The organism is Qipengyuania gelatinilytica, assembly GCF_019711315.1.
GTDB classification, from domain to species: domain Bacteria; phylum Pseudomonadota; class Alphaproteobacteria; order Sphingomonadales; family Sphingomonadaceae; genus Qipengyuania; species Qipengyuania gelatinilytica.
This window is the reverse complement of record NZ_CP081294.1, coordinates 1,763,814-1,790,001: the sequence shown is the minus strand read 5'-3', so window position 1 is coordinate 1,790,001 and position 26,188 is coordinate 1,763,814. Positions and strand designations below refer to the sequence as shown.

The 26,188-nt window shown below is 63.8% G+C and carries 27 protein-coding genes; 10 read left to right on the top strand and 17 right to left on the bottom strand.

Annotated elements, in window-relative coordinates:
- Positions 1-42: 42 nt before the first annotated feature.
- Complete coding sequence (locus tag K3136_RS08955) at positions 43-969, top strand: energy transducer TonB (protein WP_221429973.1); 927 nt, start codon at positions 43-45, stop codon at positions 967-969.
- A gap of 1 nt (position 970) precedes the next feature.
- Positions 971-1,867: an energy transducer TonB gene (locus K3136_RS08950; protein ID WP_221429972.1), complete on the top strand. Its 897-nt coding sequence runs from the start codon at positions 971-973 to the stop codon at positions 1,865-1,867.
- 10 nt (positions 1,868-1,877) lie between these two features.
- Here the strand turns inward: K3136_RS08950 and K3136_RS08945 are convergent, their stop codons facing one another.
- The 6 genes from K3136_RS08945 to K3136_RS08920 all read right to left on the bottom strand — a co-directional run bounded on the left by K3136_RS08945 (position 1,878) and on the right by K3136_RS08920 (position 9,075).
- Positions 1,878-3,089, bottom strand: a complete 1,212-nt coding sequence (locus K3136_RS08945; RefSeq protein WP_221429971.1) for a DUF445 domain-containing protein — start codon at positions 3,087-3,089, stop codon at positions 1,878-1,880.
- Between the two features lie 83 nt (positions 3,090-3,172).
- Entirely contained in the window at positions 3,173-6,646 is a 3,474-nt protein-coding gene (locus tag K3136_RS08940; RefSeq protein WP_221429970.1) for an efflux RND transporter permease subunit, read from the bottom strand.
- A gap of 13 nt (positions 6,647-6,659) precedes the next feature.
- Entirely contained in the window at positions 6,660-7,853 is a 1,194-nt protein-coding gene (locus K3136_RS08935) for an efflux RND transporter periplasmic adaptor subunit (RefSeq protein ID WP_221429969.1), read from the bottom strand.
- Positions 7,854-8,088: 235 nt separating this feature from the next.
- Positions 8,089-8,355: a GlsB/YeaQ/YmgE family stress response membrane protein gene (locus K3136_RS08930; RefSeq protein WP_221429968.1), complete on the bottom strand. Its 267-nt coding sequence runs from the start codon at positions 8,353-8,355 to the stop codon at positions 8,089-8,091.
- A gap of 126 nt (positions 8,356-8,481) precedes the next feature.
- Positions 8,482-8,781 (bottom strand): CtrA inhibitor SciP, encoded by a 300-nt coding sequence (gene sciP / locus K3136_RS08925; protein WP_221429967.1) that lies wholly within the window; start codon positions 8,779-8,781, stop codon positions 8,482-8,484.
- Positions 8,782-9,075 carry a hypothetical protein gene (locus K3136_RS08920; RefSeq protein WP_221429966.1) on the bottom strand — a complete coding sequence of 98 codons (294 nt, stop codon included), beginning with the start codon at positions 9,073-9,075 and terminating at the stop codon, positions 8,782-8,784. It lies immediately after the preceding gene.
- A 106-nt stretch (positions 9,076-9,181) separates the two neighbouring features.
- Between K3136_RS08920 and mnmA the strand changes: the two genes are divergently transcribed.
- Genes mnmA through fcl form a run of 3 tightly spaced genes read left to right on the top strand, consistent with a single transcriptional unit; the run spans position 9,182 to position 12,381 of the window.
- On the top strand, positions 9,182-10,354 hold the full coding sequence (gene mnmA / locus K3136_RS08915; RefSeq protein ID WP_221429965.1) for a tRNA 2-thiouridine(34) synthase MnmA: 1,173 nt from the start codon (positions 9,182-9,184) through the stop codon (positions 10,352-10,354).
- 42 nt (positions 10,355-10,396) lie between these two features.
- Positions 10,397-11,449 (top strand): GDP-mannose 4,6-dehydratase, encoded by a 1,053-nt coding sequence (gmd, locus tag K3136_RS08910; RefSeq protein WP_221429964.1) that lies wholly within the window; start codon positions 10,397-10,399, stop codon positions 11,447-11,449.
- Positions 11,446-12,381: a GDP-L-fucose synthase gene (fcl, locus tag K3136_RS08905; protein WP_282099913.1), complete on the top strand. Its 936-nt coding sequence runs from the start codon at positions 11,446-11,448 to the stop codon at positions 12,379-12,381. The genes gmd and fcl overlap by 4 nt, the downstream gene beginning before the upstream one ends.
- Here the strand turns inward: fcl and K3136_RS08900 are convergent, their stop codons facing one another.
- Entirely contained in the window at positions 12,382-12,720 is a 339-nt protein-coding gene (locus tag K3136_RS08900) for a hypothetical protein (RefSeq protein WP_221429963.1), read from the bottom strand. It lies immediately after the preceding gene.
- A 35-nt stretch (positions 12,721-12,755) separates the two neighbouring features.
- Here K3136_RS08900 and K3136_RS08895 point away from each other — a divergent pair, with 35 nt between their 5' ends.
- Positions 12,756-13,889, top strand: a complete 1,134-nt coding sequence (locus K3136_RS08895) for a serine hydrolase domain-containing protein (protein WP_221429962.1) — start codon at positions 12,756-12,758, stop codon at positions 13,887-13,889.
- Here K3136_RS08895 and K3136_RS08890 read toward each other — a convergent pair.
- From K3136_RS08890 to pdxH, 3 genes are read right to left on the bottom strand one after another with little or no spacing between them, the layout of a single operon-like run.
- Positions 13,877-14,671, bottom strand: a complete 795-nt coding sequence (locus K3136_RS08890) for a PhzF family phenazine biosynthesis protein (RefSeq protein ID WP_221429961.1) — start codon at positions 14,669-14,671, stop codon at positions 13,877-13,879. The genes K3136_RS08895 and K3136_RS08890 overlap by 13 nt on opposite strands.
- Positions 14,668-15,603, bottom strand: a complete 936-nt coding sequence (locus K3136_RS08885) for a cation diffusion facilitator family transporter (protein ID WP_221429960.1) — start codon at positions 15,601-15,603, stop codon at positions 14,668-14,670. The genes K3136_RS08890 and K3136_RS08885 overlap by 4 nt, the downstream gene beginning before the upstream one ends.
- Positions 15,600-16,235 carry a pyridoxamine 5'-phosphate oxidase gene (gene pdxH, locus K3136_RS08880; RefSeq protein ID WP_221429959.1) on the bottom strand — a complete coding sequence of 212 codons (636 nt, stop codon included), beginning with the start codon at positions 16,233-16,235 and terminating at the stop codon, positions 15,600-15,602. Before pdxH ends, K3136_RS08885 begins: the two co-directional genes overlap by 4 nt.
- A gap of 201 nt (positions 16,236-16,436) precedes the next feature.
- Between pdxH and K3136_RS08875 the strand changes: the two genes are divergently transcribed.
- Genes K3136_RS08875 through K3136_RS08860 form a run of 4 tightly spaced genes read left to right on the top strand, consistent with a single transcriptional unit; the run spans position 16,437 to position 20,240 of the window.
- Positions 16,437-17,387: a DnaJ C-terminal domain-containing protein gene (locus K3136_RS08875; RefSeq protein WP_221429958.1), complete on the top strand. Its 951-nt coding sequence runs from the start codon at positions 16,437-16,439 to the stop codon at positions 17,385-17,387.
- A gap of 3 nt (positions 17,388-17,390) precedes the next feature.
- Positions 17,391-18,413 carry a YihY/virulence factor BrkB family protein gene (locus tag K3136_RS08870; protein ID WP_247711323.1) on the top strand — a complete coding sequence of 341 codons (1,023 nt, stop codon included), beginning with the start codon at positions 17,391-17,393 and terminating at the stop codon, positions 18,411-18,413.
- Positions 18,410-19,219 carry an enoyl-ACP reductase FabI gene (gene fabI, locus K3136_RS08865; RefSeq protein ID WP_221429957.1) on the top strand — a complete coding sequence of 270 codons (810 nt, stop codon included), beginning with the start codon at positions 18,410-18,412 and terminating at the stop codon, positions 19,217-19,219. The genes K3136_RS08870 and fabI overlap by 4 nt, the downstream gene beginning before the upstream one ends.
- A 19-nt stretch (positions 19,220-19,238) precedes the next feature.
- Positions 19,239-20,240 (top strand): SDR family NAD(P)-dependent oxidoreductase, encoded by a 1,002-nt coding sequence (locus tag K3136_RS08860; RefSeq protein WP_247711322.1) that lies wholly within the window; start codon positions 19,239-19,241, stop codon positions 20,238-20,240.
- 4 nt (positions 20,241-20,244) lie between these two features.
- On the opposite strand, the gene K3136_RS08855 is transcribed toward K3136_RS08860, so the two are convergent.
- From K3136_RS08855 to K3136_RS08825, 7 genes are all read right to left on the bottom strand, one after another.
- Positions 20,245-20,616 (bottom strand): hypothetical protein, encoded by a 372-nt coding sequence (locus K3136_RS08855; protein WP_221429956.1) that lies wholly within the window; start codon positions 20,614-20,616, stop codon positions 20,245-20,247.
- The gene (wecB, locus tag K3136_RS08850) at positions 20,613-21,743 is read right to left on the bottom strand and encodes a non-hydrolyzing UDP-N-acetylglucosamine 2-epimerase (RefSeq protein WP_221429955.1); all 1,131 of its coding nucleotides are present in this window, start codon (positions 21,741-21,743) and stop codon (positions 20,613-20,615) included. Before wecB ends, K3136_RS08855 begins: the two co-directional genes overlap by 4 nt.
- Positions 21,744-21,786: 43 nt before the next feature.
- Positions 21,787-22,380 (bottom strand): hypothetical protein, encoded by a 594-nt coding sequence (locus K3136_RS08845; protein ID WP_221429954.1) that lies wholly within the window; start codon positions 22,378-22,380, stop codon positions 21,787-21,789.
- 87 nt (positions 22,381-22,467) lie between these two features.
- Positions 22,468-22,995 carry a demethoxyubiquinone hydroxylase family protein gene (locus K3136_RS08840; RefSeq protein ID WP_221429953.1) on the bottom strand — a complete coding sequence of 176 codons (528 nt, stop codon included), beginning with the start codon at positions 22,993-22,995 and terminating at the stop codon, positions 22,468-22,470.
- On the bottom strand, positions 22,992-23,471 hold the full coding sequence (locus K3136_RS08835; RefSeq protein ID WP_221429952.1) for a disulfide bond formation protein B: 480 nt from the start codon (positions 23,469-23,471) through the stop codon (positions 22,992-22,994). Before K3136_RS08835 ends, K3136_RS08840 begins: the two co-directional genes overlap by 4 nt.
- 19 nt (positions 23,472-23,490) lie before the next feature.
- A complete protein-coding gene (locus K3136_RS08830; RefSeq protein WP_221429951.1) occupies positions 23,491-24,831 on the bottom strand; it encodes a S41 family peptidase in 1,341 nt (446 codons plus the stop codon).
- Between the two features lie 121 nt (positions 24,832-24,952).
- Complete coding sequence (locus K3136_RS08825) at positions 24,953-26,173, bottom strand: murein hydrolase activator EnvC family protein (protein ID WP_247711321.1); 1,221 nt, start codon at positions 26,171-26,173, stop codon at positions 24,953-24,955.
- Positions 26,174-26,188: the final 15 nt, after the last annotated feature.

Sequence of the window (26,188 nt, the reverse complement as noted above, 5' to 3'; positions counted from 1 at the left end):
TACAGACCCCTTCGAACCAATACTGGTTCGGAGGGGTTTTTTATGCGGTCGCTCGTTAAATCCATATCGCCTTTGCTCGCGATAACTTGTCTGGCAGCAGCCAGTGCCGCCTCGGCGAAAGACGATCCGGAGATCGTCGTACTCAAGCCGTCGAGCCAGTGGAATCTCGACATGGGCGAACACAAGTGCCGCATCGCGCGGCTGTTCGGCGAGGGTGAGAACCAGACGATCTTCGTGATCGACCAGTGGGACCCGTCGACATCCGCAAGCTGGACCGTCGCAGGCCCTGCCTTCGAAAAATACCGCAATGGCCGCAAGACCGGGTTCGAGTTCAGCGAGGGCGGTGATACCGGCGAATTCGAGCTCCTCGCATCGTCATTCGGCGAATTCGGGAGTGCCATCCAGCATTCGAGCGGCTTCGTTGCAGCCGAGGAAGAGGCCGGCGACCAGGACGAAGAGCCCGATTACGTCTCTAATCCGCGCAGCTTGCCCGAACTCGACGCCAAAGGTGCGGCGGCTGTCGAATGGCTGACCATCTCTCAGCGCGGTCGTACGCCAGTGCGGCTTCATCTCGGAGCGCTCGATGCTCCGCTCGCTGCGATGAACGTGTGCATGGAAAACCTCGTCGAGTTCTGGGGCTTCGACATTGCGGAGCAGCGCAGCGTTGCCAGCCCGCCGAAAGTGACGAACATGAAGACCGTCGTGCGCGAAGTCGCCGATCGATATCCCAATGCAGCCCTGAATCGCGGCGCGCAGGCAGACTTTCACCTTCGCATGACTATCGACACGCAAGGTAAAATCGAGAATTGCGTCCTCCTCAACCAGACGGCTGCGGATGACTTCGAACTTGGCGGCCATCCCTGCACGGCCTTCGAGCGCTATGCGAAGATCGAGCCGGCGCGCGATGCCGCTGGCCAGCCCGTGAGAACCTATCTCACCAACCGGATCGTGTACCGGATGGTGCGCTAGAATGCGCAAGTTCGCTCTACCCCTCCTGGCCGGAGCGGCATTGGCGAGCAGCGCAATGGCCGTCGAACCGGATGCGCCGGAAGCTTTAAAGCCCGATGGGCAGTGGCGCCTGTCGACCCTGGAGGACGGGTGCTCGGTCACGCGGGACTTCGTAAGGGGCGACGGACGCGTCACGCTTTCGATCAAGCGCATCCACCCGCGCTCGGCAGTCCAGTTTGCGGTTATCGGTGCACCGATCCTCGAAGGCAGCGGTTCGCTCGAGGCTGGCTTCCTGCCCAGCGACAAGCTCCACCGGTTCGACCGCGTGGCGGCAGCGTCTATCGGTGAGCGCGACGGCGTTGTCTTTGCCGGCCGCCTTTTCCCCGAACCCGACGAGGGCGAAGAACGGCTCGAGGCAAGCGAGGTGACCGATTTCGTGATCGTCGATCCGCGCGGGACCAAGACGACGCTGCATACCCGTGCAATCGATCAGGCGATCTCGGCACTCGATAGTTGCGTGACCGACAGGCTGAAGGATTTCGGCCTCGACCTCGACGCCCATTCCAAACTCGACAAGCACGTCAAGCTGCTGGACGTCGGCAGACTGGCCGAGGCGATCCAGCGCGGCTATCCGAAGGAGGCCGTTCGCAAAGGGTGGGACGGCATGGTTCCGCTACGCTTGATCGTCGATGGAAACGGACGTGTCGTGCATTGCCACGTCACCAATTTCCTGACCGCCAAGGTCCTGCGCGACGCAGCCTGTGATGCGATGAAGGAGCATGCGCGTTTCGATCCCGCCATGGATGCCGAGGGTAATCCGGCGACCGATTTCGCCTTCCAGCAGGTACGTTATCTCACCGCTGGTGGGCAGCGCCCGTTCTCGGCGGACGCGCACGGCTTCGCCATCCGCCACGACTGACCGGAACGGCCTAGGCGAAGATCGCCATCAGGCCGTGTAGTGTCACGCCTACCAGCCCGCCGACCAGCGTGCCGTTGATACGGATGAACTGGAGATCGCGGCCGACAGCGCCTTCCACTCGGCCGGTCAGCGTCGTCGCATCCCAGCGGCGGACGGTTTCCGACACCAGCTGCACGATCTGGTCGCCATACCGCGTGGCGATGCCTACGGCCGTACGGCGGGCAAAGCGGTTGACCTGCTGCTGCAGGCGCAAGTCGTCGCGTAGTGCGGAGCCCAGTTCGGCGAGTGTTTCGCCCATGTAGCCGCTGCCCGTGCCGCCGCTCTCGCGGATGCTCTTGATCAGGCGTGCGCGGATCCTCTCCCATACGCCCTGCCACCAGTCGGCAATGGCCGGGTTGTTGAGCAGTTCGACCTTCATGCGCTCGACCCGCTCCTGCATTTCCGGATCTTCGCGCAGGCCCTTGGCGAGTTCCTCGAGGCCTTCCTCGATCTTGTCGCGCAGCGGATGTTCGGGATCGACCAGCACTTCGGCGAGCAGCTTGTAGAGGCCGTCGATCACGGAATTGGCGAGCCGTTCGTCGAGCCCAGTGAAGCGCAGCACGGCATTGGCGCGCTTGTGCACCATGTCGCGCACCATGCCTTCATTGTCTTCGAGGACGAGGCCTGCCCAGCGGATGATCTTGTCGATCACCAGCTTGTGGCGACCGTCTGCAATCATCGCCTCGAGCATGCCGCCAAGCAAAGGCGCGATTTCCAGTTTCTCGATCTGCGCGGCCAGGCCGCTGCGGACCTGCGTGCCGAGACGGTCCGGGTCGAGCGATTCGAGCACCTCGACTGCCAGCTCGCCCGCCCCTGCGCGCACGCGGCCATCGTTGCGCGCCTTGGGGTCGGCGAGATAGCTTCCCACGGCCCCGGCGAGGTTCATCGCGGCCATCCGGCGCGCGACGACCTGCGGGGTGAGGAAATTGTCGCGCAGGAAGCCCGCCATCGTATCGGCGATGCGGTCCTTGTTTTCCGGGATGATCGCAGTGTGCGGGATCGGCAGGCCGAGCGGCCGGCGGAACAATGCCGTGACCGCGAACCAGTCGGCTAGGCCGCCGACCATCGCCGCTTCGGCAAAGGCATGGACGTAGCCCCATGCCGGATGCACTTCGAGATAGCGCGCCGAGAAGATGAAGATCGCCGCCATCAGGACCAGCATTCCCGTAGCGGTCCGGCGCATGGCGCGGGCGCGATCGGGCGGGAGCGGCGTCCCGCCCGTCAGTGTGCTTGGTTCGAGTGGCCGCCCCATAACCTAGGTGACGATTACTCCGCCGGTTCGATCCCGGGCTGGTTGCCCTTCGATCCGGCAAGCTTGTCCTCGTCACCCGGACGATAGGTGAGGAATTTGTTCCGCAACCACGGTCCGGCACGCTTCTCGAAGCCGTCGGCAAGGCTGAAGCCCGCCGGGACGATGAGCAGCGTCAGCAGGGTCGACAGGATCAGGCCGCCGATCACCACCGTGCCCATGGGCGCGCGCCAGGCGCCATCGCCCGACAGGCTGAGCGCGGTCGGCACCATGCCGGCGGTCATCGCGACCGTGGTCATGACGATCGGCTGCGCGCGCTTGTGTCCGGCATCGATAATCGCATCGATCTTGCGGGTGCCCTTGTCCATCTCCTCGATCGCGAAGTCGATCAGCAGGATCGAGTTCTTCGACACGATGCCGAGCAGCAGGAGCACGCCGATCAGGACTGGGAAGGACAGCGGCTGTCCGACTATCCAGACCAGGAAGATACCGCCGAGCGGCGCGAGGGCCAGCGAGGTCATGTTGACCAGCGGGCTCATCAGTCGCTTATAGAGCAGCACCAGAACCGCGAACACGAGCAGGATGCCTGCAAGCAGTGCGATGCCGAAGTTGTCGAGCAGTTCCTGCTGGAGCTCGTCCTCGCCCACCTGGTCGCGGATGACACCCTGCGGCAGGTTGGTGAGCGTCGGCAGGGCATTGACCCGCTCCATCGCGTTACCGCGCAGCACGCCGCTGGCAAGATCGGCACCGATCAGCACGCGGCGGTTCTGGTTGTAACGCTGGATGGTCGTGGGACCTGCACCGAAGGAAATGTCCGCGATCCGGCCGAGCGGGACCGAGGTGCCATTGGCAGTCGGGACCGGCAGGTTCTGGATCGTCGTGATATCCTCACGCGCTTCTTCGGGAAGGCGCACGGTGATCGGGATCTGGCGATCGGAAAGCGAGAACTTGGCCGCATTCTGCTCGATCTCGCCCATGGTCGCGATGCGGATCGCCTGGCCGACAGCGGCGGTCGATACGCCGAGATCTGCCATCAGCTCGGGACGCGGACGGATCAGGATTTCGGGACGCGGGACGTCGGCCGTGATGCGCGGCGCGACGATCATGTCGAGATCCTTCATCTCCTCGACCAGCTGGGCGGCCGTGTCATTGAGCAGCACCGGATCGGAACCCGCCAGCATGATCGAGAGATCGCGGCCGCTTCCGCCGCCACCGGGGCCGTTCATGTTGTTCCAGCGCACGCGCGCATCGGGAATGCTCGACAGGGTCGGAGCAAGATCACGGGTGAAGACGTAGGACGGACGCTCACGGTCTTCCGACAGCGTGATGTACAGGGTCGCACTGCCTTCCGACACACGCTCGAGAACGCGTTCGACTTCCTGCTGTTCGTACAGCAGGGCGGCGACACGGTCAGCCACGCGCTCGGTATCTTCCAGTGTGGTGCCCGGGACCATCTCGATGCGGACCTGCGTGGTCGAATCGTCGACTTCAGGATTGAACTGGAACGGCGTCTGGCCGAACAACAGGATGGTCAGCATGAATGCGAACCAGCCCACGCCCAGCATCCACACGCGGTGGTCGTAGAAGCGCGCTTCGAGATAGCGCCAGCTCTGGGACAGGCGCTGGCCGAGGAAACGCAGCACGAAGCCGAGACCCTTCAGCACTCCGAGCGCAATGGCAAACCCCACAGCAGTCGCCACGCCGAGCTGGACGAGCTGCAGCGGGCGCATGATCAGCGAATGGAGGAAGGTCTCTTCCTCTGCTGCTGCATTCGCCAGCGTCTGAGGAATCTGCAGGCCTTCGAGGGCGTTGAAGCTCATGAAGACGCCGACTGCCGAGACAGCGAGCAGGATGAGCGTGGTGAACAGCAGCGAAAGCGCATAGGCCCAGCGGCGCTTGGGCGGCGTCACGCCATCGCGGCGCTTGTGCATCTTGCCGCGCTCGAGCGACCAGTGGAGGACGCTCATGTAGCGGTCCATCCACTTGCCTTCGCCATGCGAGGCATGACCCTTGGCCTGCAGGAAATAGGCTGCGAGCATCGGGGTGATCATACGTGCCACCGCAAGGCTCATTAGCACCGCGACGACCACGGTGAGGCCGAAGTTCTTGAAGAACTGGCCGGTAACGCCGGGCATCAGGCCGACCGGCAGGAAGACCGCGACGATACAGAAGCTGGTGGCAACCACCGGCAGGCCGATCTCGTCGGCGGCGTCGATCGAGGCCTGGTAGGCCGTCTTGCCCATCCTCATGTGTCTGACGATGTTCTCGATCTCCACGATCGCATCGTCGACCAGCACGCCGGCCACCAGCGCCAAGGCGAGCAGCGACATCTGGTTCAGGTTGAAGCCGAGCAAGTCCATGAACCAGAAGGTCGGGATGGCCGAAAGCGGGATGGCGACGGCGGAGATGAAGGTCGCGCGCCAGTCACGCAGGAAGAAGAACACGACGACGACGGCGAGGATCGCGCCCTCGATCATCGCGGCAATCGAGCTGGAATACTGGTCCTTCGTGTATTTGACCGTATCGAACAGCTGGATGAATTTCACATCGGGGTTCGCCGCTTCGATCTCTGCGATCTTCTTTTGCGCTGCTTCGAAAACGGTGACGTCCGAGGCGCCCTTGGCGCGGCTCATGTAAAAATTGACGACTTCCTGGTCGCGCACCTTCGAGATCGAGGTGCGTTCGGAATAACCGTCGCGCACGGTCGCCACATCGCCAAGCTTGAGCGTGGTGCCATTGGAGAGGCGGATCTGGCGATTGGAAAGTTCGAAAGCGGTGCCGGTGTTGCCGAGCACGCGGACCGACTGGCGCGTGCCGCCGACTTCGGCCATGCCGCCTGCCGCGTCGAGGTTGTCGCGGCGCAGGACCGAGTTGATCTCGCTCGCGGTGACGCCGTAGGCCTGCATCTTGGGCAGGTCGAGAATGACCTCGATTTCGCGGTTCACGCCGGCGAAACGGCCCGCCTCGGCCATGCCGTCGATCGAGAGGAGCTGCTTGGCCACGGTATCGTCGATGAACCAGCTAAGCTGCTCGATCGTCATGTCGTTGGCTTCGACGGCATAGATGCCGAGGAAGCCGCCGGCGATCTCGACCTTCTCGACACGTGGTTCGAGAATCCCGTCAGGCAGGCTGCCGCGGACGCGGTCGATCGCGTTCTTCACTTCCGCAACGGCATTGTTCGGGTCGGTGCCGATCTCGAATTCCACGAAGGTGTTCGAGCTGCCTTCGCGCGCGGTCGAGGTGATCTTGTTGACCCCATTGACCGAACGGACGGCCGCTTCCACCTGCTGGGTGATCTGGTTCTCAATTTCGGTCGGCGCGGCGCCGGGCTGCGAAATCGTGACATTGACGGCCGGGAATTCGATATCCGGATTATTCACCACGTCCATACGGACGAAGCTCAGGATCCCCGCGAGCAGCAGCGCGGTGAAGGCAACCAGCGGAATGACCGGGTTGCGGATCGACCAGGCGGAAATATTGCGGAAATTCATGGCTTGGCGCCCCTTAGTCGTCGGCCGAACGCGGGTTGACGGTTTCGCCTTCGGTCAGGAAGCCGCCGGCGCGAAGGACGATCTTCTCGTTCCCGCTGATACCGCTTTCGATGACCACGCCTTCGCTGGTGACCATGCCGGTCTCCACCGCCATGCGCTGGACCTTGTTTTCATCGTCGACGACGTAAACGAAGCTGCCCTCGCTGTCGGAGAGGACCGCGCTTTCGGGAAGCAGCGGTGCCGTGGTCGTGCCGCTCAGGATGCGGGCCGTGGCAAAACCGCCCGGGCGCAGTGCAGGATCGTAGGACAGCGCGATACGCGCCGTGCCCTGACGGTTGCGGGTATCGATCGTCGGCGAAACCTGCCAGACCTGGCCGGTAAAGCTCTTGTCCGAACCCACCGGAGTGACTTCGGCGGAAACCCCTGCGCTCAGGCGCGCAAGCTGCTCTTCACCGACCTGGGCGAGCATTTCGATCTCGCCGCCGCGCGCAAGGCGGAAGAGCGGGCCCGAACCAGCCGAAACCGTGGCGCCGACTTCGACATTGCGCTCGAGCACGAGGCCAGCGGACGGCGCGACGATGTTGAGGCGCGCATTACGAGCCTGCAGTTCGCTCAGGCTGGCCTGCGCAACGCGGACACGGGCAACCGCAGCATCGCGGGTCGCGGTGAGCCGGTCGACGTCGGCCTTCGAGACGAAGCCGCGCTCCACCAGCTGGAGAGCGCGGTCGAGATTGGACTGCGCGAGATTGGCATCGGCCTGCGCCACTTCGATCTGTGCGGCGGCGGCGCGCGCCTGCTGCGACTGGACCGAGCGGTCGATAACGGCGAGGACCTGGCCCTGGCGGACCCAGTCACCGGCTTCGACGGGGATCGAGACGACCCGGCCACCTTCGCCGACAACGCCGACGGGTGCCTCGCGACGTGCGGCAAGGACGCCGGTCGCGACGATCTGGCCTTCGACCGTCGTACGGCCGGGCGAAACGACGGTGATCGCAGGAGCCTGCGCGCCGCGATCGGCCACCTCTTCTTCCGCACCCATGGTCAGGAAAACATAAAGAGCAACGATTGCCGCAAGAACGACCAGTGCAATCAGGATATAGAGGCTCTTCTTCGAACGGGGCTCGTCGCGCCCGTCGAAAGTCCTTCCATCGAGTGTCACGGCCACGGGCTCCTCACCTTGTGCCTTGATATCGGATTCATACGTCATTTGCCTGCCCCATCCTGGTCGCGGCCATTGCTGGTGAAGTGTGTTAGTTCACTAAATCACAAAGCGCAAGAGCGCGCATCGCCGCCTTACTGCATGCAGGCTGGCGGGCAATGCTTCACTCGACCGGGGGTATAGCACGCCTGACGAAGGGTAAGAATCGCCTATTTTCCACGACAAAGGGCGGCGCGGGTTTCCCCGCACCGCCCTTCTTAAGGCGTCAGTCTAACGTCAGGTGTTACCTGGCGCGACCACGCTGGATAAAGTTAGCGATCAGCAGCAGCACAACCGCACCGATGAAGGCGGTGATGAGATAGCCGATCCAACCGCCAATTCCGATCAGACCTCCGAGCAGGAAACCCCCGAGGAACCCGCCGACGATGCCGACGACAATGTTCCAGATGATTCCCATGGACGCATCGCGGTTCATAACGAGGCTCGCAAGCCAGCCGGCTATGCCGCCTACCACGATCATTACCAAAATTCCTACGCCTTCGCCTTCCATAACCCTGTTCTCCTCTTCAATCCCAAAACGGGATAACGATAAGAGAAACGCGGGTGATGAGCGCGTGTTCCTGTAAATCTTGGTTTTGGCCCCAGCTTTCAAAGGCTCGGGGCCGAAAGTGAGCACTCAGTATTTGAACTGACGCTCGTAAAGATCGCGATAATGCTGGATGCGGGTGACGCGAAGACCCTGCATGCCGGAACGATCGACCGCGCGCTGCCAGGAAGCGAATTCCTCCAGCGTGAGGCCATAGCGCTCGAGCACTTCGTCGATCGTCAGCAGGCCGCCATTGACGGCCGCCACGACCTCGGCCTTGCGGCGAACCACCCAACGCTTGGTCGAGGGCTTCGGCAAGTCAGCCAGGGTCAGCGGCTCACCAAGCGGGCCGATTACCTGTGCAGGGCGGATGTCCTGATTTTCGATCATCTATTTCTCTCGGTCGCCATGCACCGCACCAGTTGCGGTTCCAGCACTGCCTAACCCGCTTGATTTGCCATGCGATAAATCAGTTTGGTTAACGGGCCGGTTACTTTCTTCGTCGCTTTCACGGCGCGCTTCGCCGAAGGCTTCGAAACCTCCGCCTTCGCCCTTGCTCAGTTCTTCCCGCAATTCCCGAGTCGCCGACAGGCGTGCGACGAGGTCGGTCCAGCGAAACTGGCGCAAAACCCCCGACTCGCGCGGTTGCGAGAATGTCTCTTTGTTGATGTGCCCCTCGAACATGAGAGTGGGAATACGCCGGTATGGTAAAGACTCTGTGAAACATCGGGCCCGGCGGAAAATCGGGAAATACTGGAGGATGCGCGCGCACATGTGTAAGGGGCGCGCCATGCCCGAATCCCGTCTTCTCGATGCGGCCTGCGCCGCAGACCTGTTCGATCTTCCGCGCCCGGCCAGCGAGTGCCGGATCGTGGTCGCCATGTCGGGCGGCGTCGACAGCTCGGTCGTCGCGGCGCTCGCGGCGAAAAGCGGCGCGGAAGTGATCGGCATCACGCTGCAGCTTTACGATTACGGTGCAGCCACGGGCCGCAAGGGCGCCTGCTGTGCGGGCGACGATATCGCCGATGCACGCGCGGTCGCCGACAGGCTCGGCATTGCGCATTATGTCTCCGACCACGAAAGCGCCTTTCGCGAAGACGTGGTCGAGACCTTTGCCGACGAATATCTCGCCGGCCGCACACCGGTGCCCTGCATCCGGTGCAACATGGGACCGAAATTCACCGACCTTTTCGCCATGGCGCGCGAGCTGGGTGCCGATTGCCTCGCGACGGGCCATTACGTCCGGCGGGTGATGGGGCCTGCAGGAGCAGAGATGCACCGCGCGGTCGATCCGGCGCGCGACCAGTCCTATTTCCTTTACGCCACTACCGAGGACCAGCTCGATTACCTGCGCTTTCCGCTCGGCGGACTGCCCAAGGCGGAAGTGCGCGAACTGGCCGAGGCGGCGGGCCTGTGCAATGCAGCCAAGCCCGACAGCCAGGACATCTGCTTCGTGCCTGACGGCGACTACGCCAAGATCGTCAAGAAGATGCGCCCCGAAGGCGCACGCGAGGGCGCAATCGTCCATGCCGCGACGGGCGAGAAGCTGGGCGCACACAAGGGCGTGATCCACTACACCGTCGGCCAGCGCCGCGGTCTCGATATCGGCGGCCAGCCGGAACCGCTCTATGTGGTCGGCATCGATGCAGGACAGGCGCAGGTGAAGGTGGGCCCGAAGCGCATGCTCGCGGTGAGTGCAGCGCACCTCATCGAGACGAACCGTATCGGCCCGCTTCCCGACATGCCGCTGACCGCCAAGGTCCGCAGTCTCGCCAAGCCCGTGCCGATCACGCTCGACGGGCCCCTGGGCGACAATGCCAGCACGACGATCCGTTTCGAGACGCCCGAATATGGCGTCGCCCCGGGACAGGCCGCAGTGATCTACGCCGGCGACAGGGTGGTGGGAGGTGGCTGGATCGACACCACTACCCGCCTTTACGCCGAGGAGGCGCTTGCCAAATAGGCAGCCCCCGAATTACCGCAGCGCCATAAAAGGAGAAACGGGTTGAGCGCCAAGCGGGCATTGATCACCGGGGTGACCGGTCAGGACGGGTCGTATCTTGCGCGCCTGTTGCTGGAGAAAGGCTACGAGGTCCACGGCCTCAAGCGCCGTTCGTCTTCCTTCAACACCGGGCGGATCGAGGACATTTACGAGGATCCGCACGATCCCGATCCGCAGATGTACCTGCATTTCGGCGATGTGACCGATGCCACCAATCTCATCCGCGTGATGCAGGAAGTGCAGCCGCACGAGGTCTACAACCTTGCTGCGCAAAGCCATGTACAGGTCAGCTTCGAAACGCCCGAATATACTGCCAATGCCGATGCGCTGGGCGCACTGCGCCTGCTCGAGGCGATCCGAATCCTGAAGCTGGAAGGCCACACGCGCTTCTTCCAGGCCTCGACCAGCGAGATGTTCGGCATGGTACAGGAAACGCCGCAGACCGAGACCACCCCTTTTTATCCGCGCAGTCCCTATGCGGTGGCCAAGCTCTATGCGCACTGGATCACGGTGAACTACCGCGAAGCCTACAACATGCACGCCAGCTGCGGGATCATGTTCAACCACGAAAGCCCGGTTCGCGGGGAGACTTTCGTGACGCGCAAGATCACCCGCGCGGTGGCGGCGATTGCCGCGGGCCGCGAGGACAGGCTCTTCCTCGGCAATCTCGATGCAAGGCGCGACTGGGGCCATGCCCGCGAATATGCGCGCGGCATGTGGATGATGCTGCAGCAGGACCAGCCGGGCGATTACGTGCTGGCGACCGGACAGGCCGTCAGCGTGCGCGATTTCACCCGCTGGGTCTTCGAAGATGCCGGGATCGACCTGGAATTTCGCGGCGAAGGCGAAGACGAAAAAGGTTTCTGCACAAAGACCGGCAAATGCCTCGTCGAGATCGATCCGCGCTATTTCCGCCCGACCGAGGTCGATTTCCTGCTCGGCGACGCGTCGAAGGCCAAGGCGCAGCTTGGCTGGGAGGCCGAGACGCCCGTACGCGAACTGGCGCGCGAAATGCTTGCAGCGGACATGGCTGCGCTGAAGGACAGTCCGGCGTGAGCGCCTACGCACTGGCGGGCAAGCGCATCTATGTCGCGGGGCACCGCGGCATGGTGGGCAGCGCGCTGGTGCGCAGGCTGGCGCGCGAAGACTGCGAAGTCCTGACGGCGGATCGCAGTGTCGACCTGCGCGAACAGGCCGAGGTGCGGGAATGGTTCACCGATAACCGGCCCGATGCGGTCATCCTTGCCGCGGCAAAAGTCGGCGGGATCCTTGCGAACAGCGAGCAGCCGGGCGAATTTCTCTACGACAATCTCGCCATCGCGGCGAATGTGATCGAGGCGGCACGCAGGGTCAGGACCGGCAAGCTGCTCTTCCTCGGTTCGTCCTGCATCTACCCCAAGTTTGCCGAACAGCCGATTACAGAAGCGGCGCTTCTGACCGGTGCGCTGGAGCCGACCAACGAGGCCTATGCCATTGCAAAAATCGCCGGACTGAAGCTCGCCGCCGCCTATCGCGAGCAATATGGCTGCGATTTCATCTCTGCCATGCCGACCAATCTCTATGGTCCCGGCGACAATTACGACCCGCAATCAAGCCACGTGATCCCGGGCATGATCCGCCGTTTCCATGAAGCGAAGCGGGCGGGCGAAGGCAGCGTTTCGATCTGGGGTAGCGGCACCCCTTTGCGCGAATTCATGCATGTCGACGATCTGGCCGATGCCTGCATCTTCCTGCTCGCCAATTATTCGCAAGCGCAGCACGTCAATGTCGGATCGGGCGAGGAGATCACGATCCGCGATCTTGCGGCACTGGTCGCCCAGACCGTCGGCTTCGAAGGATGGATCGAATGCGACACGTCTAAACCCGATGGCACCCCGCGCAAGCTGATGGACAGTTCGCGCCTTCGTGCAATGGGTTGGAAACCGTCAGTATCTCTCGAGGAAGGCCTCAAGGGCGCCTACGCCGCCTTCCTTGCCGACGAGGCCTGATCAGTTTTCCCAGCTCTTCAGCACGCAGCCGTAGCCTTCGCGATAGCTGGCCGTGTCCGAGGCAACGAAGGGGATCGAAGCGGTGACGCTGCGACTAGTCTCGTTTTCGCTCAGCATGACCAGTTCCATGCCTTCCAGCTTGTCCTTGCCGCAATCTTCGAGGCTGCGTCCGGCGACATAACGGCACGAACACGCCACCCGCGCGGCATAGGCCGTGCCGGTCTCGCCGGTCTTTCTCAGACCCTCGCCCCAGGCCAGCCAGGCAGTGGCGAGCAGGGCTGCGACAAGGACGAGCAGCCAGAACCACCAGCGGGAGAACAGGGAGCGTTTTTTCGCCATTGCGCGGGTTATTTCCTCATGCGAGTGACAGTATCATGTTGATGCGGTCGCGCCCCCTTATCGCCCTTGCCCTTGCTGCCACAAGCCTTGCTTCATGCGGTTCGCCCGGTCCTGCCGAGGAACCCCTGCTAAGCGAGGAAGCGCTCGCCGCCGTGACCGCCGATCCGGGCGCGCCGACCAAGGCGCTGGCGCGCGAAGTGGACGATCTCTTCAGCATGGAAGGGCTTGGCGAAACGCGCGCGCTGATCGTGATGAAGGACGGCAAGATTGCGGCCGAACGCTATGGCGAAGGCTATGATGCGGACACGCGTTTCGTCAGCTGGTCGATGGCCAAGACGGTCACCGCGCTGATGATCGGACAGCTGGTCGGCGACGGACTTCTCCGGCTTGACCAACCTGCCCCCGTTCCGCGCTGGCAACGCAGCGGCGATCCGCGAGCGGACATCACGCTGCGCCACCTGCTCCAGATGCGCAGCGGGCTGGAGCATACCGAGGCCGGCGATCCGCCGTGGGAAAGCGGCGAGGTGCGCATGCTCTTCCTCGACGGGCGCGACGATATGGCGGATTATGCGACCGCCCAGCCGCCCGAGGCCGAGCCGGGCGAGAAGTTCGAATATTCCTCGAACACCACGGTCATCCTCGCCGACATCGCCGCGCGCACGCTGGCCGATGCCGACCATGCCGAAGCCCGCCGCCGCGCGGTGAGCGATTATCTCCATGCCCGGCTGTTCGAGCCGCTGGGCATGGATTCGATGGTCCCCGAATTCGACCGTGCTGGCACGCTGGTCGGCGGGAGCCTGATGCACGCCACCGCGCGCGACTGGGCGAAGCTGGGCGAGTTGATGCGCCGCAAGGGATCGCACCGGGGCGAACAGCTCGTCCCGCGCAGCTGGATCGAGGCGATGGTGAAGCCCAGCCCTGCCAGCCCGCATTATGGCCTCCAGACCTGGCTGAACCGCCCCAATGGCGAGGCTGAGCATCCGCTGTTCCCGAACCGCGCACCGCAATCCATGTATGCGATGATCGGTCACATGGGTCAGTATGTGATCGTCTCACCCGAACAGGGGCTGACGATCGTGCGCCTCGGCCATTCGAACCGTGAAGAGCGCATCGCCATGCTCCAGCAACTCGCCGATATCATGGAGCTCTACCCCGTTCAGGGCAGGTAGAAGCTTCCCTCGACCACCGTCACGCAGGGCCCGCCGAGCCACGCCCGGTCGCCTTCCAGCCGGCAGGTGGCGAAGCCGCCGCGCTGCGAGGCCTGGAAAGCGGTAAAGCTGTCCCTCCCCAGCCGGCCAGCCCAGAAATGGGTGAGGCAGGCATGCGCCGAGCCTGTAAAACTGTCCTCGTCGACGCCGCCGCCCGGCACGAACACGCGGCTGACGACATCGGTATCACTGCCCGGCGCGGTGCAGATGAACTGGTCGTTCCCCAGTGCCTTCAGGCCGCGCAAATCGGGATCGAGCGCGCGCACCTGCTGCTCGCTTTCAAACAGGTAGATGCCGTAGCCCTCGGGATTGAGCCAGACTTCCTGCGGCTCCGCGCCGATCAGCGCGACCGCTTCGTCCCAATCGCCGCGCTCGGTGGGGATCGCGGGCAGGCCGAGCTCATAGCCAGCATCGCTGCGCCGCACTTCGAGCACGCCGGCCCTGCGCGTCCGGAAGGTCACGCTTTCACCGCCATCACGGGTCAGGAGGACATGCCCGCTGGCCAGCGTTGCATGGCCGCACAGGCGCACTTCTTCGGTCGGGGTGAACCAGCGCAATTCCCAGTCCGCCTCGCCCGTTTCGTCCTTCACCACGAAAGCGGTTTCGGCAAAATTGTTCTCTTCCGCGATGGCTTGCAGCACATCGTCGTCGAGCCATGCATCGAGCGGCATCACCGCAGCCTGGTTGCCCGCGAAGGGCCGGTCGGAGAAGGCATCGACATGCCAGTAGGGCAGTTTCGTCATTCGTCGTCCTCCAGCTTGGCGAATTCGTCTTCCTCGACCAGAGGATTGTCGGGCTCGTCGACATGTCCGACCGGATCGATGTGGATCAGCAGGTCCATGGCGGGGAAGCGCTTGCACAGGTCCTCTTCGACCCGCTCGATGATGTCATGCGCTTGCTCGACCGTCATTTCGCCGGGCAGGTCGACGTGGAACTGCACGAAATCGCGGTTGCCGCTGGTCCGCGTGCGCAGGTCGTGGAGGTTGGACAGCTCGGGATGCTGCGCCGCCGCCTCGACGAAGGCGAGACGCCGTTCTTCGGGCCATTCGCGGTCCATCAAATCGTCGACCGCATCGCGCGCCGCACTGAAGGCGCCCCATCCCAGCCATGCCGCAATGGCGAGGCCGAACAGCGGGTCGGCCAAGCCGAAGCCGGCATACTGGTCGAGCATCAGTGCCGCGATGACGGCAAGGTTCAGGAGCAGGTCGGACTTGTAGTGCAGGTGATCGGTCTGGATCGCGAGGCTGCGCGTCCGGTTCATCACGTAACGCTGCCAGCCGAGCAGCGCAAAGGTCAGCACGATCGCAATGGCCGAGACCGCGATACCCTCTTCCGCAGCCGCGGTCTTGCCGCCATCGACCAGCTGCGTAATTGCGCGCACCGCGATGCCGAAGGCCGACAGCGTGATCAGCATGACCTGGAAGATCGCTGCGAGCGCCTCTGCCTTGCCGTGGCCGAACCGGTGGTCCTCGTCGGCCGGCATGGAGGCGATCCACACGCCGGTGAGCGTCGCGATGCTGGCGATGAGATCGAGCGCGCTATCGGCAAGGCTGCCGAGCATGGCGGTCGACCCGGTGAGCCAGCTCGCCCAGCTCTTCATGAGGACGAGGATCACCGCCACGGTGATCGAGGCGATGGCGGCCGAGCGGGCCAGCAGGTGTTTCTTCTCGGTCATGGATAAAGCAACGTGTTGGACCATGCCTCGCCCGGCCCCTCGCGCGTGAAGCGGCGGCGGTCGTGCAGGCGGAATTCGCGGTCGTTCCAGAATTCGATCGCGCGCGGGGTCAGCAGGAAACCGGTCCAGTGCGGCGGACGCGGAATATCGCCTTGTGGATACCGTTCTTCCAGTGCGGCCACACGGTCGAGATAGACCTGCCGGTCCGGAAGCGGCCTCGACTGATCGCTGGCTGCCGAGCCGATCTGCGAGGCGCGCGGGCGCGAGTGGAAATAGGCATCGGCCTGCTCCTCGCTTACTTCGGTCAGCGGGCCTTCGATGCGGACCTGCCGGCGCTGGCTCTTCCAGTGAAACAGCAGGCTGGCGTGCATATTGGCGCGGATTTCCTCGCCCTTGCGGCTTTCGGCATTGGTGTAGAAGACGAAGCCCCCGCCCCCACCTTCATCGGCACCCAGCCCGCTGCCATGGCCTTTCAAGAGCACCATGCGCACCGAGGGGCGACCGTCCGGGGTCGCCGTCGCCAGCGCCATGGCATTCGGATCGTTAGGTTCGGTTTGCTTCGCTTCGCCATACCATTGCTCGAACAGCGCGAAGGGGTCAGTGACGGGAATGGAGCTTTCGGTCTCGTTCACTGGGCAATCCTACAGCTTGGAACAGAGGGAACACGGTCTAGGGTGAAAAATACCGGCGCTGCCAATCGTGCCTGAAACGGCGGAACTTTCGCAGGTTTCGGGGACTTTGGCAGTGACATGTCCCGTCCCCTACCCCCAAGGTTGAAAGTAGAAAAGGCTCTCCGCTTGCGGTTGGAGAGCGTAGCAATTAGCTAACACACCATGGCAGACCCCTATTCCACCCTCGGCGTAACGCGCACCGCGGACGAGAAGGCGATCAAGAGCGCCTATCGCAAGCTCGCCAAGGAGCTCCATCCGGACAAGAACAAGGACAATCCCAACGCGGCGGAGAAGTTCTCCGACATTACCAAGGCCTATGACCTTTTGTCCGACAAGGACAAGCGCGCCCAGTTCGACCGCGGCGAGATCGACATGGAAGGCAATCCCACCAATCCCTTCGGCGGAATGGGCGGCGGCTTTGGTGGCGGGGCCGGTGGCCCGGGCGGCCAGCGCGGCTTCAGGGCCGAGGATTTCCAGAGTTTCGGCAACGAACAGGTCGACCTCGGCGACATTTTCGAGGGCCTGTTCGGCGGCGGTCGTGCACGCAGCGCCGGGCCGGGCGGAGGCTTTGCCGGCAGGCGACCGCCTCCGCGCAAGGGCGCCGATATCGGCTATACCCTGCGCGTGCCCTTCATCGATGCGGCCACGCTGCGCGACCAGCGCATCACGCTGGCCGACGGCAAGACCATCGACCTGAAACTGCCCAAGGGCCTCGAGGACGGCACGCAGATGCGCCTCAAGGGCAAGGGCGAGCAGGGTCCCGGCGGCGCCGGCGACGGGATCGTCACGATCAAGGTCGACAGCCACAAGCTCTTCAAGCGGTCGGGCGACGATGTGCGTTTCGACCTGCCAATCACGCTCGACGAGGCGGTGAACGGCGGCAAGGTCCGCGTGCCCACGGTCGATGGTCCGGTCATGATGACGATCAAGGCCGGGACGGACGGTGGCACGGTCCTGCGCCTCAAGGGCAAGGGCTTCACCCGCAAGAACGGCACGCGCGGCGACCAGCTGGTCACGCTGGAAATCCAGCTGCCCGACGATCTTGCCGACCTTGCCAAGCGGCTCGAGGGATGGAAGGACGAAAGCGACCCGCGAGCCGACCTTGGGGCCTAGCGTTTGACCAAACACAATCTTCCCGCGCCAGAAGACCGCGAACTCTACTCGCTGTCACCCGAGGCGCGCCGGAAAGAGGCGATCCACCTGCGCGGCCGGATCGAAAGCCATGTCGGCCCCGGCACCCGCGCATGGGAAGTCGCCAAGCGCACACTCGTCGGCACCTATAACGACGGCTTCATCCACGCCGGCAACCTCGCCTATCTCGCCATGCTGGCGATCTTTCCCTTCTTCATACTCGGCGCGGCGGTCTTCTCTGCAATTGGCGAGGAAAGCGAGCGTGCGGCCACTATCAATGCGGTGCTCTATGCCCTGCCTCCGGTAGTGGGGAACGTGATCGAACCGGTGGCGCGCGACGTGATCCAGGCCCGCTCGGGCTGGCTCCTGTGGGCAGGCGCGCTGGTGGCGCTGTGGACCGTCGGCAGCCTGGTCGAGACGATCCGCGACATCCTGCGCCGTGCCTATGGCACAGAGGCAACGCAGGCCTTCTGGAAATACCGCCTGTTTTCGACCGGAGTGATCCTGGGCGCCGTATTGCTGCTGATGCTCAGCCTGATGGCGCAATTCGTCATCGGCACCGCGCAGGAAGTGATCGAGGCCTATTTCCCGCAGCTGCTCCACCGGATTCTCCAACTGCAACTTTCGCGGATCGTGCCCGCCCTGGGCCTGTTCGGCTCGCTCTATCTCATCTTCTACACGCTCACCCCCTCCAAATACCGCAGGCGGCGCTATCCCAAATGGCCAGGAGTACTCCTGACGACCCTTTGGTGGATCGCGGTGACCACGATAATGCCCGCGGTGCTGAGCAATTTCTTCGCCTACAATCTCACCTATGGCGGGCTTGCAGGCGTCATGATCGCGCTGTTCTTTTTCTGGCTTGTCGGCCTCGGGGTCGTTATCGGCGCGGAACTGAATGCTGCTCTGGCAGAGACGCCCGAAGAAGAACTCGCGGAAGTAACCGACGAGGAACGGCGGGCATATCTGGAGCAGGAACTGCTGTGCGAAAAGGAAGGATGCGAGCAATGAGCGGTTTGATGGCAGGCAAGCGCGGCCTGATCATGGGTCTTGCCAACGACAAGTCGCTGGCCTGGGGGATTGCCAAGCAACTGCGCGATCAGGGCGCGGAAATGGCCTTTTCCTACCAGGGCGAAGCGCTGAAGAAGCGCGTTGCGCCGCTCGCCGAACAGCTCGGCAGCGATTTCGTGTTCGAATGCGACGTATCCGACATGGAGGCGCTCGACCGCGCCTTCGACACGCTGAAGGAACGCTGGGACACAATCGATTTCGTCGTCCACGCGATCGGCTTTTCCGACAAGAGCGAACTTCGCGGCAAATATGTCGACACCAGCCTCGACAATTTCCTGATGACGATGAACATCTCGGCCTACAGCCTCGTGGCCGTGGCAAAGCGCGCGTCGGAAATGATGCCGAACGGCGGCAGCATCGTCACCCTGACCTATTACGGCGCCGAAAAGGTCATTCCACATTACAACGTGATGGGCGTGGCCAAGGCAGCGCTCGAAACCAGCGTCCAGTACCTCGCCAACGATCTCGGCCCGCAGGGCATTCGCGTGAACGCGATCAGTGCCGGACCGATCAAGACGCTGGCTGCCAGCGGCATCGGCGACTTCCGCTACATCCTGAAGTGGAACGAATATAATTCGCCGCTGCGCCGCAATGTCACGATCGAGGACGTGGGCGGCTCGGGCCTTTATTTCCTGTCGGACCTTTCGAGCGGCGTGACCGGCGAAACGCATCACGTCGATGCAGGCTATCACGTCGTCGGCATGAAGCAGGAAGACGCGCCCGACATCGGGCTGGACAAGGGCTGAGACGCAAGCGGGGGTTGATTTGGCGAGGGTACTGGTAACCGGAGCGGCAGGTTTCATCGGCGCGGCAGTGGCAGAGCGCCTGTGCGCACGCGGCGACGAGGTGCTCGGGATCGACAGCCTCAACGACTATTACCAGGTCTCGCTGAAACAGGACCGCGTGGCGCATGTGCGCGCTGCCACACCCGATGCTTTCGCGTTCAAGCAGGTCGATTTTTCGGACTGGGAAGCGCTCTCGGCCGCGCTCGAGGGCGAGGAGTTCGACAGCATCGTGCACCTCGGTGCGCAGGCGGGCGTGCGCTACAGCCTCGAGAACCCGCGCGCCTATGTCGAGGCGAACCTGATGGGCCACGTGAACCTGCTCGAGGTCGCCCGCCACCGCGGTTGCGCTCACATGGTCTACGCCAGCTCCTCCAGCGTTTATGGCGGAAACGACAAACTGCCTTTCTCGGTCGAGGATCGCGCCGACCATCCCGTGTCGCTCTATGCCGCGACCAAGAAGGCCGACGAGCTGATGAGCGAGACCTACGCCCATCTCTACCGCACGCCGCTGACCGGCCTCAGGTTCTTCACCGTTTACGGCCCGTGGGGCCGCCCAGACATGGCGCTATGGCTGTTCACCGACGCGATCCTGTCCGGAAGGCCGATCAAGGTCTTCAACCATGGCGAGATGTGGCGCGATTTCACATTCATCGACGATATCGTGAGCGGCGTGGTCGCTTGCCTGGACAATCCGCCGGCGGATGACGGGGAGGAGAAAGCGGGCGGCAGTGTGAAGCCGCACGCGCTCTACAATATCGGCAACCACCGCAGCGAAAAGCTGACAAAGGTGATCGAGCTGATCGAGCAGGCCTGCGGCAGGAAGGCCGAGGTCGAGCTGATGCCCATGCAGCCGGGAGACGTCGAAAAGACCTATGCCGATATCGACGCGATACAGCGTGATATCGGCTACCAGCCTACCACCAGCATCGAACAGGGCATTCCGCAATTCGTGAAGTGGTACCGCGAATACCACGGGGTTTAGGCGTTCAGAGCCATCCCCGGATGAGGGCTACGCCGCAGAAGAGAAAGCCGAGCAACAGCAGGTAATTGAAGCTTCGCTGGATTAGCTGCGGTTCGCGCGCATCGCGCGGGTATCCTCGTGGAAATGTAAGCCGCTGCTTTGTTCCTACCAAGCCAGGGGCCTGGAAAGTGCGTTGAACCTCGTAAGTCTGGCCGTCATGGTCGAACCTGTAGCGTGCGCTGGGCCCCTCCCAATAAAGGAACGCCGAATGCCGCACGTTGTCGATGATCTCCGCCTCGACGGCGATGATGGGCCCTGTCAGTCGCCGCAGGTCGCGCCAACCCAAGTGCAGCAGGCCGAAAATGGCGAACCCTGTCAGGATGAATCCGGCAATCATCCGTTATTCGCCGCCAGCAAATCGCAGATTCGCTGAGAGGCAAAGCCATCGCCGAACGGATTGTGCGCGCGGGCCATCGCAGAATACGCCCCCTCATCGTCCAGCAAGCGTTCGGTCTCGCGTACTATGGTGTCCGTATCGGTCCCCACGAGCCGCGCGGTTCCCGCCGCCACGCCTTCGGGGCGTTCAGTCGTTTGTCGCATGACCAGCACTGGTTTGCCAAGCGCGGGAGCCTCCTCCTGCACTCCTCCGCTGTCGGTGAGCATGATATGGCTGATATCCAGCAACCGGGCGAAATGCGGATAATCCAGCGGTTCGATGAGTGCGACATTGTCGAGACCGGAAAGCTGCGCCGTCATCACGCCAAGCACCTTGGGATTGCGATGGACCGGGAAAATAACCGCAATGTCATCGCGAGACGAAATGCTTTTAACCGCATTGGCGATATTCAGCATGCCATCGCCGAGGTTTTCACGGCGATGGCTTGTCACGCCGATAATGCGCCTGCCTGAGAACCTCGCTTCGAGATCGGACAGGCCACTTGCAATCGACGGGTCCCGTCCAATGCGATCGGTTACCCAATGCAACGCGTCGATCACGGTGTTGCCCGTCACTTTGATGCTGGCAGGCGAGACATTCTCCCCCAGCAAGGCATCGGCGCTGGCCTGCGTAGGTGCGCAGTGAAGGCCGGCGATTGCGCCGACCATCTTGCGGTTCGCCTCTTCGGGCCAGGGATGGTGGAGATCGCCGCTGCGAAGTCCGGCCTCGACATGGCAGACCGGAATCTTGCGATAATGCGCTGCAAGTGCGCCCGCGAGGGCGCTGGTGGTATCGCCCTGCACCACGACCCAATCGGGCTTTTCCGCGTCGAGAACGTCGCCGATCCCGGTCAACGCGCGGGCCGTCAGCGCGTCTAGCGACTGGTTGGCGGTCATCAGGTCGAGATCGTGATCGGGCGCGATGCCCGCGATGGCGAGAACCTGGTCAAGCATGTCGCGGTGCTGCGCGGTAACGCAGACACGGCTCTCAAAGCGGACATCCGCATCCAGCGCGTGGATCAACGGGAACAGCTTGATCGCTTCGGGACGCGTGCCGAAGACGGTAACAACCCTGATCTTTCCCCCCATGGGGAAAGACCTAGCTGCAAATCACCGGATTAAAAGGAAAAAGTCAGCCTTGGGGATCGCCCGCGACGACTTCGGCTTCCGGCTGCGGATCGGGCAGTGCCTCTTCGTCGGGCGTCGAGCCCGCGCGTTCTTTCTCGAGGCGCTCCATATATTCGCGCTCGATCATCTCGACCTCGGCCTGCGTGCGCTCTGCGTCCTCGTCGATCGTCGACAGGCGCTCTTCGCGCTGTTCGGCGATGATTTCGCTGAAGCGGACCGACGAGGCGTTTTCCTTGTCGTCATAGGCCTTGGCGATCAGTTCCTGCGTGCAGCCGGTGAAGCCGCCTGCGCCTGTGGGCGAGCAGGACATGATGCCGCTCTTGCCGACCATTTCCAGCCGCTCGACGCGCTCGGCCCAGGCCTGCGTTTGCGGACCGTCGGTGAAGCGCAGTGCCTCAGGGATGCGAAAGCGTTCGCTTTCGGCTTGGCGCGCGCAGACGACGATCTCGCCGTTCTCACCCTGCGGGCATGCGTCATCGCCGTAGACGATGACCATGTTGTAGCTTTCATCGCCTGTGTCGACCGGGGTCTGAGCCTGGGCGGGAGCGGCAATGGCTGCGACGCCGATGGCGGAAAGAGCAAGGAGGGTCTTGGTCATGCTGGGCCTCTTGAATCGGGACGGCGCATTGTGGCGCCTTTCCGGGTGAACTGTCTATGAAGCGTATGCGAAGGCGAGGCGCCGTCGTCAGATACGCTCCGAAATGCGAATGGCCGCCTTGCAGCCCAGCCGGATGATACCGGAGAGGAGCGGATAGGCGGGCGCACGCTCGGCACCGGCGGCAAGCGCCGCATCGCGGTGCTCGCGCTCGTCCTCGCGGAATTCCTCGATCATCGCGGCGAGTTCGGGATCCTCATTAGTCGCCTCAAGCTGGTCGAGCTGGTCGGAATAATGCTTGTCGATCTCGGTCTCGACCGCGGCGGTGCAGGCCATGGCGGCCTCGGGCCCGATAAGCGCGGTGGCCGCGCCGAGCGCGAAGCCCGCCTTGTCCCAGAACGGCTGGAGTGCGGTCGGGCGCACGCCGCGCCGCGCCATCAGCGCGTCGAACTTGGCGCGGTGGCCCGCTTCCTGTTCGGCCATGCCGGCAATCTCCGCCGAATCGGGAGCACGATCGCCCATCACGGCCAACTGGCCGGCATAGATGCGGGTGGCACCGAATTCACCGGCCTGGTCGACCCGGATCATGCGGGCGATATGGTCGGGAGTTTTGGTCATGCCTTCTCGCCTTTGCGAAGGAGGTTGAAAATGGCCAGCGCAGCGCCGGTCGAGATCAGGAAATTGAACCCTGCAAGACTAACGCCCAGGAACGTCCATGGTGCCTCGTCGCAGCGCACGATCGGCGCGTTCATGATCGCGTCGAGCGCACTCTGCCCCTTGCCCGCCTGCGGCATGGCCGCGCAGGAGGTGACGCCTTCCCACCAGTCATATTCGACGCCGGCATGGAACAGTCCGATGAGGCCGGAGATGAGGATCGCCCCGGCCGCCAGCGCAACCCACAGCCGCTTGGGCGCAAGGAAGAATCCCATCAGCGCCAGGACAACGGCAGCGAAATGCGGATAGCGCTGCCACCAGCACATTTCGCACGGGAAGAGGTCGAAGCCGTATTGCGAGATATAGGCGCCTGCCAGCAGCAGGGCCGGCACGGCGAGCGCGATACGCTGCGCCAGGCGCAGGGATGAAGTCTCTGTCATTGCGCCAGAAGCGCTACCGTCAGTTAGTCCGGCTGGCAACGGCACTTGGCGTCGTGCGGCGCAGGTTTTCGAGTGCGTAATGCAGCTGGAAATCCTCGATGCCCTGGGCCTCCAGCTCCTCTGCGGTCAGCTGGAAACGCGGATCGTCGCGCTTGTCGCGCTCCAGATCCTCGTCCTTGAGGCCGATTTCGTTCACCAGATGGCCGCGCAGGTCGCTCTCGCGCATGCGGAAGCGGCTGCGGGTGGCAAGATCGGGGTCGGACAGCTGCGGGACCGAAATATCCGGGCGGATACCGCCTTCCTGCACCGAATGGCCCGACGGCGTGTAGTAGCGCGCCGTCGTAAGTTTCAGCGCGGCGCTGCGGCCGAGCGGCAGGAGCGACTGGACGCTGCCCTTGCCGAAGCTGCGATCACCCATGATCACCGCGCGGCGGTGGTCCTGCAGCGCACCGGCGACGATTTCGCTGGCCGAAGCCGAACCGGCGTCGATCAGCACGACCATCGGCAGGCCTTCGGCGATATCGCCGCGGAACACCGTTTCCGCGTCGTAGGTAATCGATTCGCCGCGGGCGCGGCCGCGCTGCGAAACGATCCGGCCCTTGGTCAGGAACAGGTCGGACAGCGCGACGGCTTCGTCGAGCGAGCCGCCCGGGTTCGAGCGCAGGTCGAGCACGAGGCCGTTGAGGCGGCCGGTCGCCTTGGCCTGGAGATCCTTCCACGCAGCGTAGACGTCGCTGCCGACATCGCGCGAGAATTCATTGACCATGATGTGGCCGATATTGCCGTCCTTGAGCTCCCAGGTTACCGGCTCGAGCTCGATCACGCCGCGCGTCACGTCGACGTCGAAAGGCTCGTCGCGGCCCGGACGGAAGACGGTCAGGCGGATCGAGGTGCCTTCGCGGCCGCGCATGCGCGAAACCGCCTCGTCGAGTTCGAGGCCGTAGATCAGCTCGCCGTCGAGATGGGTGATGTAGTCGCCGGCCTTGATGCCCGCCTGGTCGGCAGGGCTGCCGCGGAAGGGCGAGATGATCTTCACCGCGCCATCCTCGCTCACGACCGAAAGGCCGAGACCCGAGTAATTGCCGTCGATCATGGTTTCGAGCCGCTGGAGGTCGGACCCGTCGAGATAGGCGGAATGCGGATCAAGTGCCGCCAGCATGCCGTCGATTGCGCCGTTGATCAGGACATCGTCCTCGACCGGCTCGACATAACTCGCCTTCACGCGTTCGTAGACGGCGAACAGCTTGCCGAATTCAGGCCCCGCATTGCCATCGACCCGGGCAAGACCGGCAGTAGTAGCGGGGATCAGCGCGACTGCGGTGACGAGAGCGGCCGAACGGGCCAGGCTAGCGATCTTCATTGGACGACTTCCTCAAAGGCACTTGGCGACATTCTATAGCGCTTCAGGCGTGAATGAAAGATGAGCCGATTGGCGCCACAAAGGCCAAGGAAATTCGACGAACGTGCCGTTACGGGGCGTCTCAGCGCTGGAAATCGAGCGGATTGACCGGATTCCCGTCCCGGCGCAGTTCGTATTCAATGCGCGGGCGGCTAGGAGGTGCGAGGCCAAGGGGAGAGCCCGCCGTGACCTGCTGGCCGACCTCGACGTCGAGACGGGCAAGACCGGTGACGAGGCTGGTCCAGTTGCCCTCATGCTCTACGATCAGGATCTTGCCATAACCCGCATAGGGTCCCGCAAAGGCGATCCGGCCCGGTGCGGGAGCGACGATTTGCGCGCCCGGTCGCGGTGCGATCGCGATGCCGGAGGCGCGGCCGCCGCTCGTGTCAGCCTCGCCGAAGCCCTCGACCACCCGGCCCGCCACGGGAAGCAGGAAACCTTGGGGAGAGTTCGCATTGCCGGAAGTCCGGGTGGGCGCAGGTGCCGCCACGGAGCCGGGATCGGCGGGGCGGGCGACGGGGCCGTCGAGCTTCGCAAGACGCGTCCTTAAGGAACCGGCCTGCTCCATCCGTCCGACCAAAGCGTCGAGATCGCGCGCTTCCTCGCCCAGTTCGACGGCAAGTTCCGCCTCGCGATTGGCGCCGCCAGCGGCCTGCCGCGCAAGGATGCGCTCTTTCTCCGCCATGGCGACGACGTCGCGGCGGCGGCTTTCCAGCCGCGCTTCCGCTTCGCGCCTGTCAGCAAGGACTGCCTGCCGCTCGCTTTCGAGCGCCCTTGCCCGGTCGAGTTCGCTGCGCAGGGCGGCCGTGCGCTGGCGCACCACGGGAACGGCGCTTTCGAGGACGGCCCTCGTGTGCACGACGTCGCGAAGGCTGCCGGGCTGCAGCGCCGAGAGGACGAGCGGGCGATTGCCCATGGCCTGGAGCGCCCCGGTCAGGCGGGCAAGCGGCTCCCGGCGTTCGGCCAGCCGCCGGTCGAGCGCGCTGCGCCGTTCCTCGACGATCAAGAGTTCTGCTTCAGCCGCGGCGATCCCGGCCTCGGCCTGCTGGACTCGCGCTGCGAGGGCGGCGGCTTGCTGGAGAGCCTGTTGCGCCGCGAGATTCGACTGCTTCGAGCGCTCCTCCAGCTGTTCCGCGCGCAGGCGCGCATTTCGTTGCTGCTGGCGGGCGATCGCAAGCGCCTCACGGGCGCTGGCCGCATCGCCCATGTCTGGCAAGTTGGTAGAGCTTTGCGCCTCAAGACCCTGAAAAGCCAAGGCTAGTGCGCCACTGACGGCAAGGCAGGCTATGGCGGCGCGGTTCATGACGTCAGTCCTGCA

Bases quoted from the DNA above. Each gene is read 5' to 3' on its own strand.
- K3136_RS08885 (WP_221429960.1), bottom strand. From the start codon at position 15,603: ATGACCGAGAAGAAACACCTGCTGGCCCGCTCGGCCGCCATCGCCTCG.
- K3136_RS08955 (WP_221429973.1), top strand. From the start codon at position 43: ATGCGGTCGCTCGTTAAATCCATATCGCCTTTGCTCGCGATAACTTGT.
- K3136_RS08930 (WP_221429968.1), bottom strand. From the start codon at position 8,355: ATGGAAGGCGAAGGCGTAGGAATTTTGGTAATGATCGTGGTAGGCGGC.
- K3136_RS08830 (WP_221429951.1), bottom strand. From the start codon at position 24,831: ATGAAGATCGCTAGCCTGGCCCGTTCGGCCGCTCTCGTCACCGCAGTC.
- K3136_RS08890 (WP_221429961.1), bottom strand. From the start codon at position 14,671: ATGACGAAACTGCCCTACTGGCATGTCGATGCCTTCTCCGACCGGCCC.
- K3136_RS08845 (WP_221429954.1), bottom strand. From the start codon at position 22,380: ATGACCAAGACCCTCCTTGCTCTTTCCGCCATCGGCGTCGCAGCCATT.
- fabI (WP_221429957.1), top strand. From the start codon at position 18,410: ATGAGCGGTTTGATGGCAGGCAAGCGCGGCCTGATCATGGGTCTTGCC.
- K3136_RS08940 (WP_221429970.1), bottom strand. From the start codon at position 6,646: ATGAATTTCCGCAATATTTCCGCCTGGTCGATCCGCAACCCGGTCATT.
- K3136_RS08835 (WP_221429952.1), bottom strand. From the start codon at position 23,471: ATGACAGAGACTTCATCCCTGCGCCTGGCGCAGCGTATCGCGCTCGCC.
- K3136_RS08900 (WP_221429963.1), bottom strand. From the start codon at position 12,720: ATGGCGAAAAAACGCTCCCTGTTCTCCCGCTGGTGGTTCTGGCTGCTC.
- sciP (WP_221429967.1), bottom strand. From the start codon at position 8,781: ATGATCGAAAATCAGGACATCCGCCCTGCACAGGTAATCGGCCCGCTT.
- wecB (WP_221429955.1), bottom strand. From the start codon at position 21,743: ATGGGGGGAAAGATCAGGGTTGTTACCGTCTTCGGCACGCGTCCCGAA.
- K3136_RS08920 (WP_221429966.1), bottom strand. From the start codon at position 9,075: ATGTTCGAGGGGCACATCAACAAAGAGACATTCTCGCAACCGCGCGAG.
- mnmA (WP_221429965.1), top strand. From the start codon at position 9,182: ATGCCCGAATCCCGTCTTCTCGATGCGGCCTGCGCCGCAGACCTGTTC.
- K3136_RS08895 (WP_221429962.1), top strand. From the start codon at position 12,756: ATGTTGATGCGGTCGCGCCCCCTTATCGCCCTTGCCCTTGCTGCCACA.
- K3136_RS08945 (WP_221429971.1), bottom strand. From the start codon at position 3,089: ATGCGCCGGACCGCTACGGGAATGCTGGTCCTGATGGCGGCGATCTTC.
- K3136_RS08935 (WP_221429969.1), bottom strand. From the start codon at position 7,853: ATGACGTATGAATCCGATATCAAGGCACAAGGTGAGGAGCCCGTGGCC.
- K3136_RS08875 (WP_221429958.1), top strand. From the start codon at position 16,437: ATGGCAGACCCCTATTCCACCCTCGGCGTAACGCGCACCGCGGACGAG.
- K3136_RS08840 (WP_221429953.1), bottom strand. From the start codon at position 22,995: ATGACCAAAACTCCCGACCATATCGCCCGCATGATCCGGGTCGACCAG.
- K3136_RS08825 (WP_247711321.1), bottom strand. From the start codon at position 26,173: ATGAACCGCGCCGCCATAGCCTGCCTTGCCGTCAGTGGCGCACTAGCC.
- K3136_RS08855 (WP_221429956.1), bottom strand. From the start codon at position 20,616: ATGATTGCCGGATTCATCCTGACAGGGTTCGCCATTTTCGGCCTGCTG.
- K3136_RS08950 (WP_221429972.1), top strand. From the start codon at position 971: ATGCGCAAGTTCGCTCTACCCCTCCTGGCCGGAGCGGCATTGGCGAGC.